General features: G+C 72.9%; 15 protein-coding genes and 1 riboswitch. Of the genes, 9 read left to right on the forward strand and 6 right to left on the reverse strand.

Annotated features, from left to right (window positions below):
* Nucleotides 1–31 precede the first annotated feature (31 nt).
* Together sucC and sucD are read left to right on the forward strand one after the other, a co-directional pair.
* A complete protein-coding gene (gene sucC, locus BM223_RS26215; RefSeq protein ID WP_038677404.1) occupies nt 32–1,198 on the forward strand; it encodes an ADP-forming succinate--CoA ligase subunit beta in 1,167 nt (388 codons plus the stop codon).
* Between the two features lie 19 nt (nt 1,199–1,217).
* Complete coding sequence (gene sucD / locus BM223_RS26220) at nt 1,218–2,114, forward strand: succinate--CoA ligase subunit alpha (protein WP_038677406.1); 897 nt, start codon at nt 1,218–1,220, stop codon at nt 2,112–2,114.
* A gap of 63 nt (nt 2,115–2,177) precedes the next feature.
* Here sucD and BM223_RS26225 read toward each other — a convergent pair whose 3' ends face one another.
* The 4 genes from BM223_RS26225 to BM223_RS26240 all read right to left on the reverse strand — a co-directional run bounded on the left by BM223_RS26225 (nt 2,178) and on the right by BM223_RS26240 (nt 6,993).
* The gene (locus tag BM223_RS26225) at nt 2,178–2,876 is read right to left on the reverse strand and encodes a hypothetical protein (RefSeq protein WP_038677408.1); all 699 of its coding nucleotides are present in this window, start codon (nt 2,874–2,876) and stop codon (nt 2,178–2,180) included.
* Nucleotides 2,877–2,924: 48 nt separating this feature from the next.
* Nucleotides 2,925–4,403: a hypothetical protein gene (locus tag BM223_RS26230; RefSeq protein WP_038677410.1), complete on the reverse strand. Its 1,479-nt coding sequence runs from the start codon at nt 4,401–4,403 to the stop codon at nt 2,925–2,927.
* A complete protein-coding gene (locus tag BM223_RS26235) occupies nt 4,396–4,905 on the reverse strand; it encodes an RNA polymerase sigma factor (RefSeq protein ID WP_038677412.1) in 510 nt (169 codons plus the stop codon). The genes BM223_RS26230 and BM223_RS26235 overlap by 8 nt, the downstream gene beginning before the upstream one ends.
* Before the next feature lie 144 nt (nt 4,906–5,049).
* On the reverse strand, nt 5,050–6,993 hold the full coding sequence (locus BM223_RS26240; protein WP_052138326.1) for a sigma factor-like helix-turn-helix DNA-binding protein: 1,944 nt from the start codon (nt 6,991–6,993) through the stop codon (nt 5,050–5,052).
* Between the two features lie 125 nt (nt 6,994–7,118).
* Between BM223_RS26240 and BM223_RS26245 the strand changes: the two genes are divergently transcribed.
* The 5 genes from BM223_RS26245 to BM223_RS26265 all read left to right on the forward strand — a co-directional run bounded on the left by BM223_RS26245 (nt 7,119) and on the right by BM223_RS26265 (nt 12,224).
* Nucleotides 7,119–8,438, forward strand: a complete 1,320-nt coding sequence (locus tag BM223_RS26245) for a cell division protein PerM (RefSeq protein WP_075018776.1) — start codon at nt 7,119–7,121, stop codon at nt 8,436–8,438.
* 26 nt (nt 8,439–8,464) lie between these two features.
* Nucleotides 8,465–9,079 (forward strand): phosphoribosylglycinamide formyltransferase, encoded by a 615-nt coding sequence (gene purN, locus BM223_RS26250; RefSeq protein ID WP_038677414.1) that lies wholly within the window; start codon nt 8,465–8,467, stop codon nt 9,077–9,079.
* A gap of 18 nt (nt 9,080–9,097) precedes the next feature.
* A riboswitch (ZMP/ZTP riboswitch) is annotated at nt 9,098–9,166 on the forward strand.
* A gap of 37 nt (nt 9,167–9,203) precedes the next feature.
* Nucleotides 9,204–10,784 carry a bifunctional phosphoribosylaminoimidazolecarboxamide formyltransferase/IMP cyclohydrolase gene (purH, locus tag BM223_RS26255; RefSeq protein ID WP_038677415.1) on the forward strand — a complete coding sequence of 527 codons (1,581 nt, stop codon included), beginning with the start codon at nt 9,204–9,206 and terminating at the stop codon, nt 10,782–10,784.
* A gap of 238 nt (nt 10,785–11,022) precedes the next feature.
* On the forward strand, nt 11,023–11,898 hold the full coding sequence (locus BM223_RS26260) for a bifunctional methylenetetrahydrofolate dehydrogenase/methenyltetrahydrofolate cyclohydrolase (RefSeq protein ID WP_038677417.1): 876 nt from the start codon (nt 11,023–11,025) through the stop codon (nt 11,896–11,898).
* A gap of 14 nt (nt 11,899–11,912) precedes the next feature.
* Nucleotides 11,913–12,224: a DUF3017 domain-containing protein gene (locus tag BM223_RS26265; RefSeq protein ID WP_158510180.1), complete on the forward strand. Its 312-nt coding sequence runs from the start codon at nt 11,913–11,915 to the stop codon at nt 12,222–12,224.
* A 255-nt stretch (nt 12,225–12,479) separates the two neighbouring features.
* Here BM223_RS26265 and BM223_RS26270 read toward each other — a convergent pair whose 3' ends face one another.
* Nucleotides 12,480–13,466 (reverse strand): malate dehydrogenase, encoded by a 987-nt coding sequence (locus tag BM223_RS26270; RefSeq protein ID WP_038677422.1) that lies wholly within the window; start codon nt 13,464–13,466, stop codon nt 12,480–12,482.
* A gap of 97 nt (nt 13,467–13,563) precedes the next feature.
* Here BM223_RS26270 and BM223_RS26275 point away from each other — a divergent pair, with 97 nt between their 5' ends.
* On the forward strand, nt 13,564–14,217 hold the full coding sequence (locus BM223_RS26275; protein ID WP_038677423.1) for a hypothetical protein: 654 nt from the start codon (nt 13,564–13,566) through the stop codon (nt 14,215–14,217).
* A 91-nt stretch (nt 14,218–14,308) separates the two neighbouring features.
* Here BM223_RS26275 and BM223_RS26280 read toward each other — a convergent pair whose 3' ends face one another.
* Nucleotides 14,309–15,361 (reverse strand): MIP/aquaporin family protein, encoded by a 1,053-nt coding sequence (locus BM223_RS26280; protein ID WP_075018777.1) that lies wholly within the window; start codon nt 15,359–15,361, stop codon nt 14,309–14,311.
* A 181-nt stretch (nt 15,362–15,542) separates the two neighbouring features.
* On the opposite strand from BM223_RS26280, the gene BM223_RS26285 reads away from it, so the two are divergent.
* Nucleotides 15,543–17,732: an NADP-dependent isocitrate dehydrogenase gene (locus BM223_RS26285; protein WP_038677425.1), complete on the forward strand. Its 2,190-nt coding sequence runs from the start codon at nt 15,543–15,545 to the stop codon at nt 17,730–17,732.
* Nucleotides 17,733–17,735: the final 3 nt, after the last annotated feature.

A 17,735-nucleotide genomic window follows, 5' to 3' on the forward strand; every position in this document is an offset into this window, starting at 1 on the left:
GAACCTCTGACCAAGACGTGAGGACGTATCAGTGGACCTGATGGAGTACCAAGCGAAGGAGCTCTTCGCGAAGCACGGCGTGGCGACCACCCTCGGGACGGTCGTCGAGACCGCCGAGGAGGCGCGGGCCGCGGCCGAGCAGATCGGCGGCGTGACCGTCATCAAGGCGCAGGTCAAGGCCGGTGGCCGCGGCAAGGCCGGCGGCGTGAAGCTCGCGAAGACGGCGGACGAGGCCTTCGAGCACGCGTCCAACATCCTCGGCATGGAGATCAAGGGCCTGACGGTCAACCGCGTGCTGGTCACCCCGGCCACCCCGCCGGAGGAGGAGTACTACTTCTCGTTCCTGCTGGACCGGTCCAACCGGCAGTACCTCTGCATCGCGTCGGTCGAGGGCGGTGTGGAGATCGAGGAGGTCGCCAAGACCAACCCCGACGCCGTCAAGAAGATCGGCATCGACCCCGGCAAGGGCGTCGACGCGGCGAAGGCCCGGGAGATCGCCACCGAGGCGAAGTTCCCCGAGGCCGTCTTCGAGCAGGCCGTCAAGATGATCGAGGACCTCTACAAGGTCTTCGTCGAGGAGGACGCGACCCTCGTCGAGGTCAACCCGCTCGCCCGCCTCGCCGGCGACAAGCTCGAGGCGCTCGACGGCAAGGTCTCGCTCGACGAGAACGCCTCCGAGGTCCGTCACCCCGAGCACGAGGAGTTCGAGATCCGCGAGGAGGCCGACCCGCTCGAGGCGAAGGCCAAGGACCTCGGTCTCAACTACGTCAAGCTCGACGGCCAGGTCGGCATCATCGGCAACGGCGCGGGTCTCGTCATGAGCACCCTCGACGTCGTCGCGTACGCCGGCGAGAACCACGGCGGCGTCAAGCCGGCCAACTTCCTCGACATCGGTGGCGGCGCCAACGCGCAGGTCATGGCCAACGGCCTCGACGTCATCCTGAACGACGAGCAGGTCAAGTCGGTCTTCGTGAACGTCTTCGGCGGCATCACCGCGTGCGACGAGGTCGCCAACGGCATCAAGGGTGCCCTCGAGCTCCTCGGTGACAAGGCCACCAAGCCGCTCGTCGTCCGCCTCGACGGCAACAACGTCGAGCAGGGTCGCGCGATCCTCAACGAGCTGAACCACCCGCTCGTGACGCAGGTCGACACCATGGACGGCGCGGCCGACAAGGCCGCCGAGCTGGCGAACGCCTGAGGCCGGGGGAGCAGAGAACATGAGCATCTACCTCAACAAGGACAGCAAGATCATCGTCCAGGGCATCACCGGCGGCATGGGTGCCAAGCACACCGCCCTGATGCTCGACTCGGGCGCCCAGATCGTCGGTGGCGTCAACGCCCGCAAGGCCGGCACGACCGTCTCGCACAAGGACGCCTCCGGCGCCGACGTCGAGCTCCCGGTCTTCGGCACGGTCTCCGAGGCGATCAAGGAGACCGGCGCCAACGTGTCGGTCCTCTTCGTCCCGCCGGCGTTCACCAAGGACGCCGCGATCGAGGCCATCGACGCCGAGATGCCGCTCATCGTGGTCATCACCGAGGGCGTCCCGGTCCAGGACACGGCCGAGGTCTGGTCGTACCTGCAGGGCAAGTCCACCCGGATGATCGGCCCGAACTGCCCCGGCATCATCACGCCGGGCGAGTCGCTCGCGGGCATCACGCCGCACACCATCGCGGGCAAGGGCCCGGTCGGTCTCGTGTCGAAGTCGGGCACGCTGACCTACCAGATGATGTACGAGCTGCGGGACTTCGGCTTCTCGACCGCCATCGGCATCGGCGGCGACCCGATCGTCGGCACCACGCACATCGACGCGCTCCAGGCCTTCGAGGAGGACCCGGAGACCAAGGTGATCGTGATGATCGGCGAGATCGGCGGCGACGCCGAGGAGCGGGCCGCGGACTACATCAAGGCCAACATCACCAAGCCGGTCGTCGGCTACGTGGCGGGCTTCACCGCCCCCGAGGGCAAGACCATGGGCCACGCCGGCGCCATCGTGTCGGGCTCCGCGGGCACCGCCCAGGCGAAGAAGGACGCGCTCGAGGCCGTCGGCGTCAAGGTCGGCAAGACGCCGTCCGAGACCGCCGCGCTGGCTCGGGAGATCCTGCAGTCGCTCTGACGCACTGAGCAACGCGAAGGCCCGCCACCCCTCGGGGTGGCGGGCCTTCGTCGTCCCGCCGGCTCAGAGCCGGGCGGCCGCCCGGGGCAGCATCTGCTCGATCGGCGTCGGGCCGACGAAGTCGTAGTCCTGCCCCACGATCACCGAGGTCAGCACGACCAGCTCCGTGCCCTTGCGCAGCACCCCCGTCTCCATGATGTACGCCGCGTCGCCCGTCGGGTCGAGCTCCTCGGCGACCGGCCCGAGGTGGGAGTCGGTGATCACCGCGTCAGCCCCCGGCACGGCGACCTTGCGGGTCTGCAGCGCCCGGTAGTCGGTCAGCTCGGCCGGCCGCGCCGCGCACTCCTCGAGCCAGCCGTTGACGGTGGACCAGGCCTGCGTGGCGGCGGCCTCGTCGTCGTACCGGGCGACGACCTGGACCAGGGAGTCGCCCTCGACGCCGGGGGCGCCCGGCTCGCTGTTGCGCAGCTCGTAGTCGCCACGCACGACGCTGGTGGCACCGGTGCCGGCCAGGGCCTGCTCCGCGCACGGGTTGAGGACGGACTGGCCGTCGCCCTCGCCGGCGCCGGTGCGGAACCAGTCGGCGCCGTCGCTGTAGACGGTGTCGGCGTCGGTGAGGAGCGCCTCCGTGGTGAGCGCGGGCGCTGCCGGGGCGTCGTCGGCCGCGGCGGCCGGCGTCACGTCGTCCCCGCAGCCGGCGAGGAGGGCGGAGGCCGCGAGCGCGCTCACGGCGAGGAGGAGACGGGCGTTCTGACGGGTCACTGAAGTACCCCTTTCGAGGGTTCGGGTGGGAGCGGAGGAGGAGCCGGCTCAGCCGGCGCAGGTGCTGCCGGCGAACCGGCACAGGCTGGTCAACAGCGCCGTGGACTCGTCGGCCATGGCAGAGGCGGTGGTGAGGATGTCGCCGGCGGGGTCGGACCCGCCGCCCTCGCCGGCCCCGGTGATCAGCAGCAGGGTGTTGCCGACCCGGACGACGTAGGTGACGTCGAGGCCGGGCGCCGGGGCGCCGTCGAAGGTCGAGGAGCGACCGAGGACCCACGACTCGTCGCCGAGGTCGCCGTCGGCCACCGTGTGGTGGCTGACGTAGCCGGCGTCGTCGCGCGGGCCGTCCGGGCAGGCCCGGTAGGCGTTCACGATCGCGTCGGCGGCCCGGCGCGCCTCCGCCGCCGAGGTGTACGACGACAGCTGGCGCCCACGGAAGTCCTCCGGCTCCTGCCAGCGGGCCGTGATCCGGTCGGCCGGCTCGGGCGCGTCGGGGACGTCGGTGCCGCAGGGGGCGAACGAGAACGGCTCCTGGTCGCGGGCCGGGCCCTCGAGCGAGCCGTCGCCGTCGATCTCGGGCCAGCCGTCGGCCAGCGGGAGGTCGTCGGGGAGCTCGGTGCCGGCGGGGGCGTCCACCGGATCGGTGACCGTGGCCGAGGGGGCCGGTGCCGGGGCCGCGGCGCCGCCCGGACGGAGCCGCTCGGCGGCCTTGGGGAGCATCCGGTCGAGCGGCGAGCCGCCGTCCTCGGGAAGGTAGTTGTAGTCGGACGCGCCGTACACGGTCACGGCGACGATCGCGATCCGCTCGTCCTGGAGGAGCAGGCCGACCTCGCCGATGGTGGGCTCGCCCGTGGCGTCCTTCCACTGGATGTCGTAGATGTGGGCCTCGCTGCCGTCGGGCACGTCGGCGGCCCGCGCGGGGATCACCCGGGCGTCGGTCGCGTCCGCGACGGGCTTCGGGCAGTCCCGCAGCCACGCCCCGAACCTGTCGTAGGCGCTCCGGGCCGAGTCCGGGCTGGCGAACTGGGCGACCGTCTCGACCAGGCCGTCGCCGACCACGTCGGGCGGCGTCTCGCCGGCGACGACCTCCGGGACGTAGCGGTACCGGCGGGTGATGCTGTTCGAGGCTCCGAGGGACGCGAGCTTCTGCTGCTGGCAGACCTGGACCGTCGCCTGGCCGTCGCCCTGGGTGGTCTCGCTGGTGCGGAAGGCGCCGGTGCGGCCGACCTGGAGCTCGGTGTCGGCGTCGGCGAGCAGGTCGCGCACCGACAGCGCGGGGTCGTTGGCGACCAGCGTGTCGTCGCGCTTCGCGTCCCCCTGCGAGAGCGCGAGGACCGGGACGGTCACGGCGGCCACCGCGAGCGCGGCGGCGCCCGTCACCAGCGCGGTGCGGCGGCGCCGGATCCGGTCGCCGCGGCGGCGGACGTCGGCTGCGGACAGGGGCATCTCGCCACCTCCAGGGCCGGTGCTGAGCCCGGCGCCGAACCGGGAGAGCTCCTCGATGGGGTCGTGCTGCTGCTCAGGCATGGGTCACTCCTCCTCCCGCGAGCCCGGACTCGTCGGCCAGCAGGGCGGCGAGCGCGGTGCGTCCCCGGCTGAGCCGGGCCTTGATGGTCCCCTCGGGCACGCCGACCTCGGCCGCGACCTGGTGGACGGGCAGGTCGGCGATGTGGTGGAGGACGAGCGCCTGGCGCTGCGCCTCCGGAAGCTGCTTGAGGGCCGCGACGAGCGCGACGTGCGACTCGTCGACGGCGGCCGCGGCGCGGACGTCCTGGAGGGCCCGGTCCGGGGCGCGCTCACCGCGCTTGCGGCGACGCCAGCGGCTGACCGCGAGGCGGTACGCCGTGGTGCGGACCCAGGCCTCGGGGTACTCCGCCTTGTCGAGCTTGCGGCGGTGTGCCCAGGCCCGGGCGAAGGCCTCCTGGGTGCACTCGGTGGCCTCGTCGAGGTCGCCGATCATCGCGTAGACCTGACCGGTCACCCGGCGGAACGACGCGGCGTAGAAGTCGTCGAAGTCGCTGGCCTCCACGTCGCACCTCCTTCGGGACCACCGGTCCCCGTCGCGGCCCCCGTGCGGGGCTGTCGGGAGTGATACGCCCGTGCCGGCGACCCGGTTGCACGGGTTCCGGAGGTTTTACCGAGCGACCCGAGCGGCCGGTCGCAGTGGGGCGGATCAGGAGGTGGGGGTCCCCATGACGGCCAAGCGTTCCACGGAGCGGCGGGCGAGCGCCACGAAGTCGGGATTCGCCATCCGGGCGCGGGGCGCGGCGACGTAGACCAGGACCGACACGGAGGTGCCGCGGCGCAGCACGGCGACGTCGTACTCGACGGTGCGGTCGCCGGGCAGCGCGGTGCTGAGGTGCCAGGCCGAGAGTGCGTCGCCGTCCTGGGCGAGCTGCTCGACCTCGGTGCCGGCGGTGGCGTCGACGTCGGGGCAGGCGGCCATCTGCTCGCGGAAGCGCTGCACGAACGCTCGCGCGGCGCCCGTGGGCAGCGTGCCGACGGTCTGGGTGAGCCCGACCTCGGGCGGCAGCTTGGCGTCGCTCAGCACGAAGGTGCGGAACTGGTTGTCCTTGACCGGCTGGTTGCGGAACTTGCCGAACAGGTGGACGGTGTCGCACCCGACGGCGCCGGAGTCGATCCGGTCCTCGGTGAGCTTCGCGGCGGGCGTGCCGACCCAGGGGCCGGGGTCCTGGGTGAGCGGCGGGAGGTCGAGCTCGGAGAGCATCCAGGGGACGTCGCCCGTGCGGTAGGGGGCGCGGTCGACGACCTTGGGCTTGTCGGGGGCGCAGGCGCCGCCGTCGGCGTTGGCGCACATGCGGCCCACGGCCGTGGCGAGCAGCTGGGCGACGCCGACCCGTCCGGGCTGACCGGGGGCGACCTTGGCGCTGAGCGAGGTGACGGTCGTGTAGAGGCCGGTCCGCGCCACGCCCACGACGTACGTCGTCCCGTCGGCGCGCGAGCGCAGCACCACGAGCGCGGACTGGTCGCCCACGCCCGGCAGCGTCGCGGTGGACACGAGCTGGACCCGCGGCGGCGCGGCGTCCTTCTCGGCGGGCGTCGGGCAGGTGGTGAACCAGCGCAGCGCCCGGCGGTAGGTGCGGATCGCGCGCGGCTCGGCCGAGGAGGCCTCGGCGAGCTGGACCACGCTACGCGCGGCGCGCGGCTTGGCGCTGTTGCGGAAGGTGCGGACCCAGGCGGAGGTGCCCTGCGGGTCGGCGTACCGCTCCGTCTGGCAGGGCAGGACCAGGCCGTTGCCCGACGAGTTGTCGGTGGTGGTGCCCTGCTGCCAGCCGCGGCCCGGGAGCGCCTCCTGGACGACGTCGACCGGCAGCAGCGCGGTGTCGGGCAGCGTCGTCACGGCCGGTCCGGGCGGGCGCGGGGTCGAGGTCGCGGCGGGGACGTCGGCCCGGTCGAGCGTGGGCCGGTCGCCGGTCGCGTCGTGGGCCACCGCGCCGCCGGCGACGAGCGCGACCACGGCCGCGGCCCCGCCGATGACGGTGTGGGCGCGGCGCCGGGCGGCGCCGGCCCGGCGGATGATCGTCACCCGCGGCCAGGTCACCGAGCGGATCGCGGCACCGAGCGAGCTGAGCGAGAGGGGGATCGCGGAGGTCGGGATGGCCAGCTCGGTCGCGAACGCCGCGGCGCCCTGCTGGAGCTCGCGCTCGGCCGCCTCGAGGGGCAGCCCGATCTCCTGGGCCATCTCGTCCATGGAGACTGCGGCGAGCTGGGTGAGCAGCAGCGCCTTGCGCTGGTCGACGGAGAGCGCGGCGAGGGCGTCGAGGATCGCGCGGTGCTCGGCGGCGATGTCCTTCTTGCGGTGCCAGGGCCGGGCGGAGCTGCGGCGCAGCGCCTTGCGCCAGGCGTCGGGCCGCACCGCCATCTCGGGGTCGTCGAGCCGCCCGGTCTTGCGCCAGTGGTGCCAGGAGACGACGAACGCCTCGCGGACCGCGCTGCGGGCCGCGGCGAGGTCGCCGGTCAGGGCGAAGGTCTGCAGCAGCAGCCGGTCGCGCGAGTCGCGGTAGAAGTCGTCGAAGCCCGCGGTGTGGTCCGCGCCGCTCGCGCGCGCGGAGCGGGGCTGCGGGCTGCTGGGGCTCTCGGGCACGTCCGCGGTCATGGCCGCACCACCGTACGCCGTGCGGCGGCCCGGTTCGAATCACGGGCCGGCCCGTGGCTGTGTCGTCGGTCGCTCCGGCGTGGCGGGCCGGAGCCGGGCCGTGCGCGCGTGAAGATGGTCCGACCATGACGTTGCAGGCCCCCTCGACCCCGCGCCGGACCGGGTCCGGTCGAACCACCGCCCGGTCGGACGCCGACCTGCGCCGCGAGCTCGCCACGACCCGTCCGCTGGTCCCGACGGCGACCGTCGGCGGCGCCCTCGCCGCCGGGGGGCCGCTGCTCGTCTGCCTGGCGCTCGCGGTCGTCGGCTGGTTCCTCACCGACGCCGGCGGCGAGGGGAGCCCCAGCGGGGCGCTGCGCGTCGGCGCGCACGGCTGGCTGGTCGCGCACGGCTCGACGGTGGCGGTCGAGGGCATCCGGATTACCGCGATCCCGCTCGGCCTCACCGTGATCTGCGCCTGGGTGACCTGGCGGGTCGGGCACCGCGTGGGCGAGTCGGTCTCCGGGCACGGCCCCGACGCCGACCGGATCGCCGACGGCGCCCGCGACTGGACCGTCCCGCTCGCGGCCGTCCTCTTCACCGTCGGGTACGCCGTCGTCGGCGTCGTCACCGCCTCCGTCGCCGCCACCGCGGCCTCCGACCCCGACCCCACCCGCGTGGTGCTCTGGTCGGTGCTGCTCGGCCTCGTCGTGGGCGGTCCGGCCATCGCATCCGGCTCGGGACGCGCGGCGATCTGGCTGCCCGCCGTCCCGGCGACCGTGCGCGACGTGCTCCTCGTGGCCCGCCGGATCCTCGGCACCTGGGCGCTGGTCTGCGTGCTGGCGCTCGCCGCCGCCTTCGTCCTCGACTTCTCCACCGCGGCCAACGTGGTCTCCCAGCTCCACGCCGACGCCGGTGCCGTCGTCCTGATGGTGGTGCTGACCCTGCTCGTGCTGCCCAACGCACTGCTCTTCTCCAGCGCCTACCTGCTCGGCCCCGGCTTCACCGTCGGCGCCGGGACGACCGTCTCCACGACCGCCGTGGTGCTCGGCCCGCTGCCGATGTTCCCGCTGCTCGCCGCGCTGCCCGACCAGGGCAGCCAGCCGTGGTGGACCGACCTGCTGATGCTCACCCCCGTCCTCGTCGCGATGTACGTCGCCGGCCGGGTCCAGCGCGACCGGCCGGTGCTCGCGTGGGACCGGGCCGCCATCCGCGGCTGCGCGGGCGGGATCACCGCCGGCGTCCTGCTCGCCGCGCTCACCGCCGTCGCCGGCGGCGCCGTCGGCCCGGGCCGGATGCGCGAGGTCGGGCCCTACACGTTCGACGTGCTGCTCCACTCGATGGCGTCCTTCGGCATCGGGGGCGTGGTCGGCGCGGTCGTCGTGTGCTGGTGGCAGCGCGACGCCGACTCCTGGCTGCGCACCCGGCTGTCGGCTGTCCGCGACCGCTTGCCGCGTCGAGGCTGACCCCGGCCGCGGCTTAGACTCCGGCCGTGCCCGCTCGCCCTCGCCTCGTCGTCCTCGTGTCGGGTTCCGGCACCAACCTCCAGGCCCTCCTCGACGCCTGCGCCGACCCGTCGTACGGCGCCCGGGTGGTCGCGGTCGGCGCGGACCGCGACGACATCGAGGGGCTGGCCCGGGCCGAGCGGGCCGGGGTGCCGACGTTCGTCGCGAAGGTGGGGGACTTCTCCTCCCGCGAGAACTGGGACCGCGCGCTCGCCGACAAGGTGGCCGCGTTCGAGCCCGATCTCGTCGTCCTGGCCGGGTTCATGAAGCTGGTGGGGGAGACCTTCCTCGAGCGCTTCGGCGGGCGGACCGTCAACACCCACCCGGCGCTGTCGCCGTCGTTCCCGGGCATGCACGGGCCCCGTGACGCCCTCGAGTACGGCGTCAAGGTGACCGGAGCGACCCTGTTCGTCGTCGACGCGGGGGTCGACACCGGCGCGATCGTCGCGCAGGCCGTCGTCCCGGTGGCCGACGACGACACCGTCGAGACGCTGCACGAGCGGATCAAGACCGCCGAGCGCGCCATGCTCGTCGAGTCGGTCGGGCGGATGGCGCGTGAGGGGTTCACCGTCGACGGCCGGCGAGTTCGGCTGGGAGGCTGATCCCCGATATTCTGAGGGCACACGACTGGCGCAGGTGGGCCACCACCAGGGAGTGACGAGTCGGCATCGATCGCCTGGGTGCCCTCATCGAGATGCAACGACCCGATGAGGAAGTGAACCCGCCATGACCGACCGGATCCAGATCAAGCGCGCGCTGGTCTCCGTCTTCGACAAGACCGACCTCGACGACCTCGTCCGCGGGCTGCACGACGCCGGCGTCGAGCTGGTCTCCACCGGCGGCTCGGCCGCCCTCATCGAGAGCCTCGGCCTGCCCGTGACCAAGGTCGAGGAGCTCACCGGCTTCCCCGAGTGCCTCGACGGCCGGGTCAAGACGCTGCACCCGCGCGTCCACGCCGGGATCCTCGCCGACCGCCGCCTGCCCGAGCACCTCGCGCAGCTCGAGGAGCTCGAGGTCGCGCCGTTCGACCTGGTCGTGGTCAACCTCTACCCGTTCGCCGCGACCGTCGCCTCCGGTGCCGGCATCGACGACTGCATCGAGAAGATCGACATCGGCGGGCCCTCGATGGTCCGCGCGGCCGCCAAGAACCACCCGTCGGTCGCGATCGTCACCGACGGCGCCGACTACGCCGCCACGCTCGCCGCGGCGCAGAGCGGCGGCTTCACCTACGACGAGCGCAAGGCGCTGGCGGCCAAGGCGTTCGTGCACACCGCGACGTACGACGTCCAGGTGGCCTCGTGGATGGGCTCCGTGCTCACCGACTCCAGCGCCGGCACCGGCTTCCCGGCCTGGATCGGCGGCACCTGGGACCAGCAGGCCGTCCTCCGCTACGGCGAGAACCCGCACCAGCCCGCCGCGCTCTACCGCTCCGGCCACGGCCCCGGCGGCCTCGCCGCCGCCGAGCAGCTGCACGGCAAGGAGATGTCCTACAACAACTACGTCGACACCGACGCGGCCCGCCGCGCGGCGTACGACCACGGCGACCAGCCGACCGTGGCGATCATCAAGCACGCCAACCCGTGCGGCATCGCCGTCGGCGCCGACGTCGCCGAGGCCCACCGCCGCGCCCACGAGTGCGACCCGGTCTCCGCCTTCGGCGGCGTCATCGCCACCAACGCGCCGGTCTCGGTCGAGATGGCCCGCCAGGTCGCCGAGATCTTCACCGAGGTCATCGTCGCCCCCGCGTACGACGAGGGCGCGGTCGAGGTGCTCCAGGGCAAGAAGAACATCCGCATCCTCGTCGCCGAGCCGCTCACGTCCGGCGGCGTCGAGACCCGCCCGATCAGCGGCGGCCTGCTGATGCAGCACGTCGACCAGTTCCAGGCCGACGGCGACGACCCGTCGGCGTGGACCCTGGCGACCGGCGAGGCCGCCGACGAGCAGACGCTCGCCGACCTCGCCTTCGCCTGGCGCTCGGTCCGCGCGGCCAAGTCCAACGCCATCCTGCTGGCGCGCGACGGCGGTGCCGTCGGCATCGGCATGGGCCAGGTCAACCGGGTCGACTCCTGCAAGCTCGCCGTCGAGCGCGCCAACACCCTCGTCGAGGGCGTGGAGCGGGCCCGCGGCTCGGTGGCCGCCTCCGACGCGTTCTTCCCGTTCGCCGACGGCCCCCAGATCCTGCTCGACGCGGGGGTCAAGGCGATCGTGCAGCCCGGCGGGTCGGTGCGCGACGACGAGACCATCGCGGCGTGCGAGGCCGCCGGGGTGACCATGTACTTCACCGGGACCCGGCACTTCTTCCACTGAGCTGGATGGGCCGAGCGGTCGTGGTCGGCGGGGGTGTGAGGTCTCCTGGCGGCCAGACGGTCGGCGCGCAGGAAACGCCGATTCCTCCGCTCCGGTCGCTCGTGCCTCGCTCCCTTCGCTCCGTCGCTCGGCGTTCCCTGCGTCAGCCGACTCAATCCGGTCGCCGCTCACGCCCCGCTGCCTCCGGGGGGCGGCCCGGCTCTGAGCCGCGTTCACCTCGATCTGGAAGGATCACCCCGTGACTGCACAGAAGCTCGACGGCAACGCCACCGCGGCCGCGATCAAGGACGAGCTCCGCGTCCGCATCGACAAGCTCCGCGAGCAGGGGATCACCCCCGGCCTGGGCACCGTGCTGGTCGGCGACGACCCCGGCTCGCGCTGGTACGTCAACGGCAAGCACAAGGACTGCGCCGAGGTCGGGATCTCCTCGATCCGCGTCGACCTCCCCGAGGTCGCCACCCAGGGCGAGATCGAGCAGGCCGTGGCCGGCCTCAACGCCGACCCCGCCTGCACCGGCTACATCGTCCAGCTGCCGCTGCCGCGCGGCCGTGACGAGAACCGGGTGCTCGGGCTGATCGACCCCGCCAAGGACGCCGACGGGCTGCACCCGACCAACCTCGGGTGGCTGGTGCTGGGCAACGAGGCGCCGCTGCCGTGCACGCCGTACGGCATCGTCGAGCTGCTGCGCCGCCACGAGGTCCCGATCGCGGGGGCCGAGGTCGTGGTCGTGGGCCGTGGCATCACCGTGGGGCGTCCGCTCGGGCTGCTGCTCACGCGCCGCTCCGAGAATGCCACCGTGACGCTGTGCCACACCGGCACCGTCGACCTCGCCGCGCACGTGCGCAAGGCCGACATCGTGGTCGCCGCGGCGGGCGTGCCGGGGATCATCACCGGCGACATGGTCAAGCCGGGCGCCGCCGTCCTCGACGTCGGCGTGAGCCGGGTCGACGGCAAGATCGCCGGTGACGTCGCCGACGACGTCTGGGACGTCGCCGGATGGGTCTCGCCCAACCCGGGTGGCGTCGGACCGATGACCCGCGCCATGCTGCTGGCGAACGTGGTCGCGATGGCCGAGAAGCAGGCTGCGCGCGAAGGCGGGAAGGCAGCGCACTGAACGACGAGTCCGTGGTGCCGGCGGCGGAGGTCCCCGAGGACCCGCCGGTCCGCCGCTACCCCTCGACCCTCGGCGGCGCGTGCTACATCGCCGTCCTGCTGGTCGTCGGCGCGGGTCTGGTGATCGCCGGGGTCGGCGAGTGGCGGGTCGGCCTGCGCGTCGTCGCCGGCGGTCTGGCGGCGGCGGCGCTGCTGCGCCTGGTGCTGCCCGAGCGCGAGGCCGGGATGCTCGCCGTCCGGCATCGGTTCCTCGACGTGGGGATCCTGGTCGGTGTGGGGATCGCGCTGGTCCTGCTCGCCGGCAGCATCCCCGAGCAGCCCCTGTAGCGCGCTCGCGCCGCGCGGACCTCGGCGCGGACGCGAGGTGTTGTAACACGCTGTCCGCGTCCCTTCGCGCCCCTTGACGTCGCTAACCCCGTGCTGCAACGGCGTGGAAGCGACGTCAAACGGCGCGAAGCGCGGTGGACAGCGTGTTACAACACCACGCCGGCCACGGGGGCCACGCCGGCCCCGCGGGCCGCGACGCGACGAAGCCCCGGCCGATCAGGCGATCGGGCCGGGGCTTCGTGTGGTGCGGGAGGCTCAGATCAGGCCGAGCTCGGTGACGGCGGCCTTCTCGTCGGCCAGCTCGGCGACGGACGCGTCGATCTTGCCGCGCGAGAAGTCGTCGATCTCGAGGCCCTGGACGATCTCCCAGTTGCCACCGGAGGTGGTGACCGGGAAGGAGGAGACGAGGCCCTCGGGGACGCCGTAGGAGCCGTCGGAGACGACCGCCATCGAGACCCAGTCGCCGGCCGGCGTGCCGTTCAGCCAGTCGCGGGCGGCGTCGCAGGTCGCGGACGCGGCGGAGGCGGCCGAGGAGGCGCCCCGCGCGTCGATGATCGCGGCGCCGCGCTTGGCGACGGTCGGGATGAAGGTGTCGGCGATCCAGGCCTGGTCGTTCACGACCTCGGCGGCGTTCTTGCCCGCGATCTCGGCGTGGAAGATGTCGGGGTACTGGGTGGCCGAGTGGTTGCCCCAGATGGTGATCTTCTTGATGTCGGTGACGGCCGAGCCGGTCTTGGCGGCCAGCTGCGAGATCGCCCGGTTGTGGTCGAGGCGGGTCAGCGCCGAGAACCGCTCGTTGGGGATGTCGGGCGCGTTGGTCGCCGCGATGAGCGCGTTGGTGTTGGCCGGGTTGCCGGTGACGCCGATGCGGACGTCGTCGGCGGCGACCTTGTTGAGGGCCTTGCCCTGCGCGGTGAAGATCGCGCCGTTGGCCGAGAGGAGGTCACCGCGCTCCATGCCCGGGCCGCGCGGACGCGCGCCGACGAGCAGGGCCAGGTTGACGCCGTCGAAGATCTTCTCCGGGTCGGAGCCGATCTCGACACCCGCGAGGTTCGGGAACGCGCAGTCGTCGAGCTCCATCACGACGCCCTCGAGGGCCTTGAGCGCGGGCTCGATCTCGAGCAGCCGCAGCTCGACGGGACGGTCGCCGGCGATCGCGCCGGAAGCGATGCGGAAGAGCAGGCTGTAGCCGATCTGGCCGGCCGCGCCGGTCACGGCCACCTTGAGCGGGGTGGTGCTCACTGGGTCTCCTCAAGAGGTTGCGATGGGACTGCCAGCGACGCTAGCAGCGCCCGGCCCGGCGCGGGCAGCCGGGCACGGGTGCGAGACGATGAGCCGCATGCGGACCCCGCCTCGCACCGGTCTCGCCGCGCTGGCCCTCGGCGCGGCCCTCGCGACCGCGCTCGCCGGCTGCGGCTCGGCCGCCGCCCCGGCGCCGCCCACCGGCGTCGACGGCCTCGTCGTCCCCACGCCCTCCCCGGACCCGGGCGACTTCACCGCCACCGTCGACAACCCCTGGTTCCCGCTGCCACCCGGCGCCCGCTGGCGCTACGACGACGGCTCGGCCGCCGAGGCCGCCCCCGGCCCCGAGATCGAGGGCGTCGCGACGACGTCCCTCGTGCGCACCGCGGCCGACGGCACGGTCACCCGCGACCACTTCGCCCAGGACCGCTCCGGCAACGTCTGGTGGTTCGGCCACGAGGGGAGCGACGACGCGTGGCAGGCCGGTGACGACGGTGCCGAGGCCGGGCTGATGATGCCGGCGCGGCCCCGCGTCGGCGACGGCTTCCGCTCGACGCCGGGGACGGTCAGCACCGTCGAGGCCCGTGACGACGAGGTCACCGTCCCCCTCGCGACGTACGGCGACACGGTGGTGCTGGAGGTCGCGGCGAGCGCCGACGGCCTGGGTGGGCACAGCGACGTCTACGCCCGCGGCGTCGGCCTGGTCCAGGACGACGCAACGGGGCTCGTCGCGTACGACGAGCCCCGTTGAGGGTGGTGCTACCAGGCCGGCAGCGCGGCGGGAGGCGCTTTCTCGGCAGCTTGCTGCCGTCTCCGGCGCCGGAGACGCGCTCGGCCCGATGTTATTGCGGGGGGCGGACCTGGGTCTGCTCGCCCGGAGGCGGCGCCCAACCGGACTGACCGGGCTGACCCGGCTGACCGGCCTGCGGGTCGGGTGCGGCCGGGGCAGCGGGCTGCTGCTGGGCCGGGATCCACTGCTGGGTGGCGGGGTCCCACTGCCAGCCGTCCTGGATGATCGGCTGCTGCTGGGCGACCTGCGGCTGACCCGCGTGCTGGCCGACCTGCGGCTGGGCCTGGGCGGGCTGCTGGTTCCACTGCTGCTCGAAGGCGTTGGGCGCACCGAAGCCGGGCACCGCGACCGGGCGGGGGCCGCCGAAGCCGGAGCCGGGGACCGGGTCGGCACCGCGGCCGAAGAGCACCGGGTAGAGGACGCCGGCCAGCGCGCCGCCGACGAGCGGGGCGACGATGAACAGCCAGAGGTCCTGGATCGCGTCGCTGCCGGAGAAGAAGGCGACGCCGATGGAGCGGGCCGGGTTGACCGAGGTGCCGGTCAGCGGGATGGCGACGAAGTGGATCGCGGCCAGCGCCAGGCCGATGGCCAGGGGAGCGAAGGCGACGGTGTCGTTGCGCTCGTCGGTGACCGACAGGATCACGGTCAGGAAGATGAAGGTCAGCACGATCTCGACGAGCAGGGCGCCGCCGAGGGCGAAGCCGAAGCCGCCGAAGCCGTTGCTGCCGAGCGGGTCGCCGAACTCCCAGCCGATGTCGCCGGCGAGGAGGGTGATGGCGAGCACGAGGCCGCCGACGAGGCCGCCGACGACCTGGGCCGCGGAGTACAGACCCGTCTCGCGCCAGGAGATGCGCCCGGCGAGGGCGGCACCGACCGAGACGGCGGGGTTGAAGTGGCCGCCCGAGATACGCCCGAAGGAGTAGGCCATGATCACGATCGCGATACCGAAGGCGAGCCCGGTCGCGGCGATGTCGGCGTCGGTGGTGACGGCGGCGCCGCAACCCACGAAGACGAGGACGAAGGTGCCGACCAGCTCAGCGAGGAGCTTCTGGGTCAGCGTGGGTGGGGTGGTGGTCGCGGCGTCGGCCGCTGCTTCTTGCGTCATCTCAGATATCTCCTCGGTTCGGCTCCCGAATTACCAGCCGGGTCTCACGGGTAACCCTAGCCATTGACCGCCCCCGGGCGTGGAGGCGAGGCTGGGCGGGGCCCACGGGTTCACCGGATCTGGTCCCGTCAGATATCTTGATGTCAAGCAATCTCATCCACGTCAGGAGTGCCGCCCGAACATGTCGAGCATCATCTACACCCACACTGACGAGGCGCCGCTCCTCGCGACGTACTCCTTCCTCCCGATCGTCGAGGCCTTCGCCGCCAAGGCGGGTGTCGCCTTCGAGACGCGTGACATCTCCGTCGCGGCGCGGATCCTCGCGCAGTTCGGCCTCGCCGACGACGCGCTGACCGAGCTCGGCGAGCTCGCCAAGACGCCGCAGGCCAACATCATCAAGCTCCCGAACATCTCCGCCTCCATCCCGCAGCTCAAGGCCGCGATCAAGGAGCTGCAGGAGCAGGGCTTCGCCGTCCCGGACTACCCGGAGGCGCCGGCGACCGACGAGGAGAAGGAGATCCGGGCCAAGTACGACAAGGTCAAGGGCTCCGCGGTCAACCCGGTCCTGCGCGAGGGCAACTCCGACCGCCGCGCGCCGGCCTCGGTCAAGAACTACGCCAAGACCCACCCCCACACGAACAAGCCGTTCGCCGAGGGCTCCAAGACCAACGTCGCGACCATGGGCGCGCACGACTTCGCGAGCAACGAGAAGTCCGTGACGCTGGAGCAGGACGACGTCCTCGCGATCGTGCTCGAGAACGAGGCCGGCGAGAAGACCGTCCTCAAGAGCGGCCTCCAGGTCCTCGCCGGCGAGATCATCGACGCCACCAAGATGGACGCCGCGCACCTCCGGGCGTTCCTCGAGAACGCGCTCGCCGAGGCCAAGGCCCAGGACGTGCTGTTCTCGGTCCACCTCAAGGCGACGATGATGAAGGTCTCCGACCCGATCATCTTCGGCCACGTCGTGAAGGCCTACTTCGCCGACGTCTTCGCCCAGTACGGCGACCAGCTGGCCGCCGCCGGCCTCTCCGCCAACGACGGCCTGGGCGCGATCCTCGCCGGTCTCGGCAAGCTCGAGAACGGCGCCGAGATCAACGCCGCCTTCGAGGCCGCGCTCGCCGCCGGCCCGCGCCTGTCGTACGTCAACTCCGACAAGGGCATCACCAACCTGCACGTCCCCTCCGACGTCATCGTCGACGCGTCGATGCCGGCGCTGGTCCGCAACGGCGGCCGGCTGTGGGGCGCCGACGGCGGCGAGGACGACACCCTCGCGGTGATCCCGGACTCGTCGTACGCCGGCGTCTACCAGGCCGTCATCGACGACGTGAAGAAGAACGGCCCGCTCGACCCGGCCACCATCGGCACCGTGCCCAACGTGGGCCTGATGGCGCAGGCGGCCGAGGAGTACGGCTCGCACGACAAGACCTTCGAGATCGCCGAGGCCGGCACGGTCCGGGTCGTCGCGTCCAACGGCGACGTGCTCATCGAGCACGACGTCGCGGCCGGCGACATCTGGCGCGCGTGCCAGACCAAGGACATCCCCGTCCAGGACTGGGTCAAGCTGGCCGTCACCCGGGCCCGCGCCTCGCAGACGCCGGCGATCTTCTGGCTCAACGAGTCGCGCGCCCACGACGCCGAGCTGATCAAGAAGGTCAACGCCTACCTCCCGCAGCACGACACCGAGGGCCTCACCATCGAGATCCTCGCGCCGACGCTCGCGACGGCGTACTCGCTGGAGCGGATGCGCAAGGGCGAGGACACCATCTCGGTGACCGGCAACGTGCTGCGCGACTACAACACCGACCTGTTCCCGATCCTCGAGCTCGGCACGTCGGCGAAGATGCTCTCCGTCGTCCCGCTGATCGCCGGCGGCGGTCTGTTCGAGACCGGCGCGGGCGGCTCGGCGCCGAAGCACGTGCAGCAGCTGGTCGAGGAGAACTACCTGCGCTGGGACAGCCTCGGCGAGTTCTTCGCGCTCGTCCCCTCGCTGGAGAAGTACGCCGAGCAGGCCGACGCCCCCGCGGCGCAGGTCCTGGCCGACGCGCTCGACCGCGCGACGGGCACCTTCCTCAACGAGGACCGCTCGCCGGGCCGCAAGCTCGGCACGACCGACAACCGCGGCTCGCACTTCTACCTCGCGCTCTACTGGGCCGAGGAGCTGGCGAACCAGACCGACGACGCCGACCTGGCCGCGGCCTTCAAGCCGCTCGCCGAGTCCCTGCGCGCCGGTGAGGAGACGATCGCCGCCGAGCTGATCGCCGTCCAGGGCAAGCCGGCCGACATCGGCGGCTACTACCGCCCCGACGGTGAGAAGACGTCGGCCGTCATGCGGCCGAGCGCCACCCTCAACGCCGCGCTGGCGGCGTTCTGACCG

Source organism: Pimelobacter simplex (genome assembly GCF_900114845.1).
Taxonomy (GTDB): domain Bacteria; phylum Actinomycetota; class Actinomycetes; order Propionibacteriales; family Nocardioidaceae; genus Nocardioides; species Nocardioides simplex.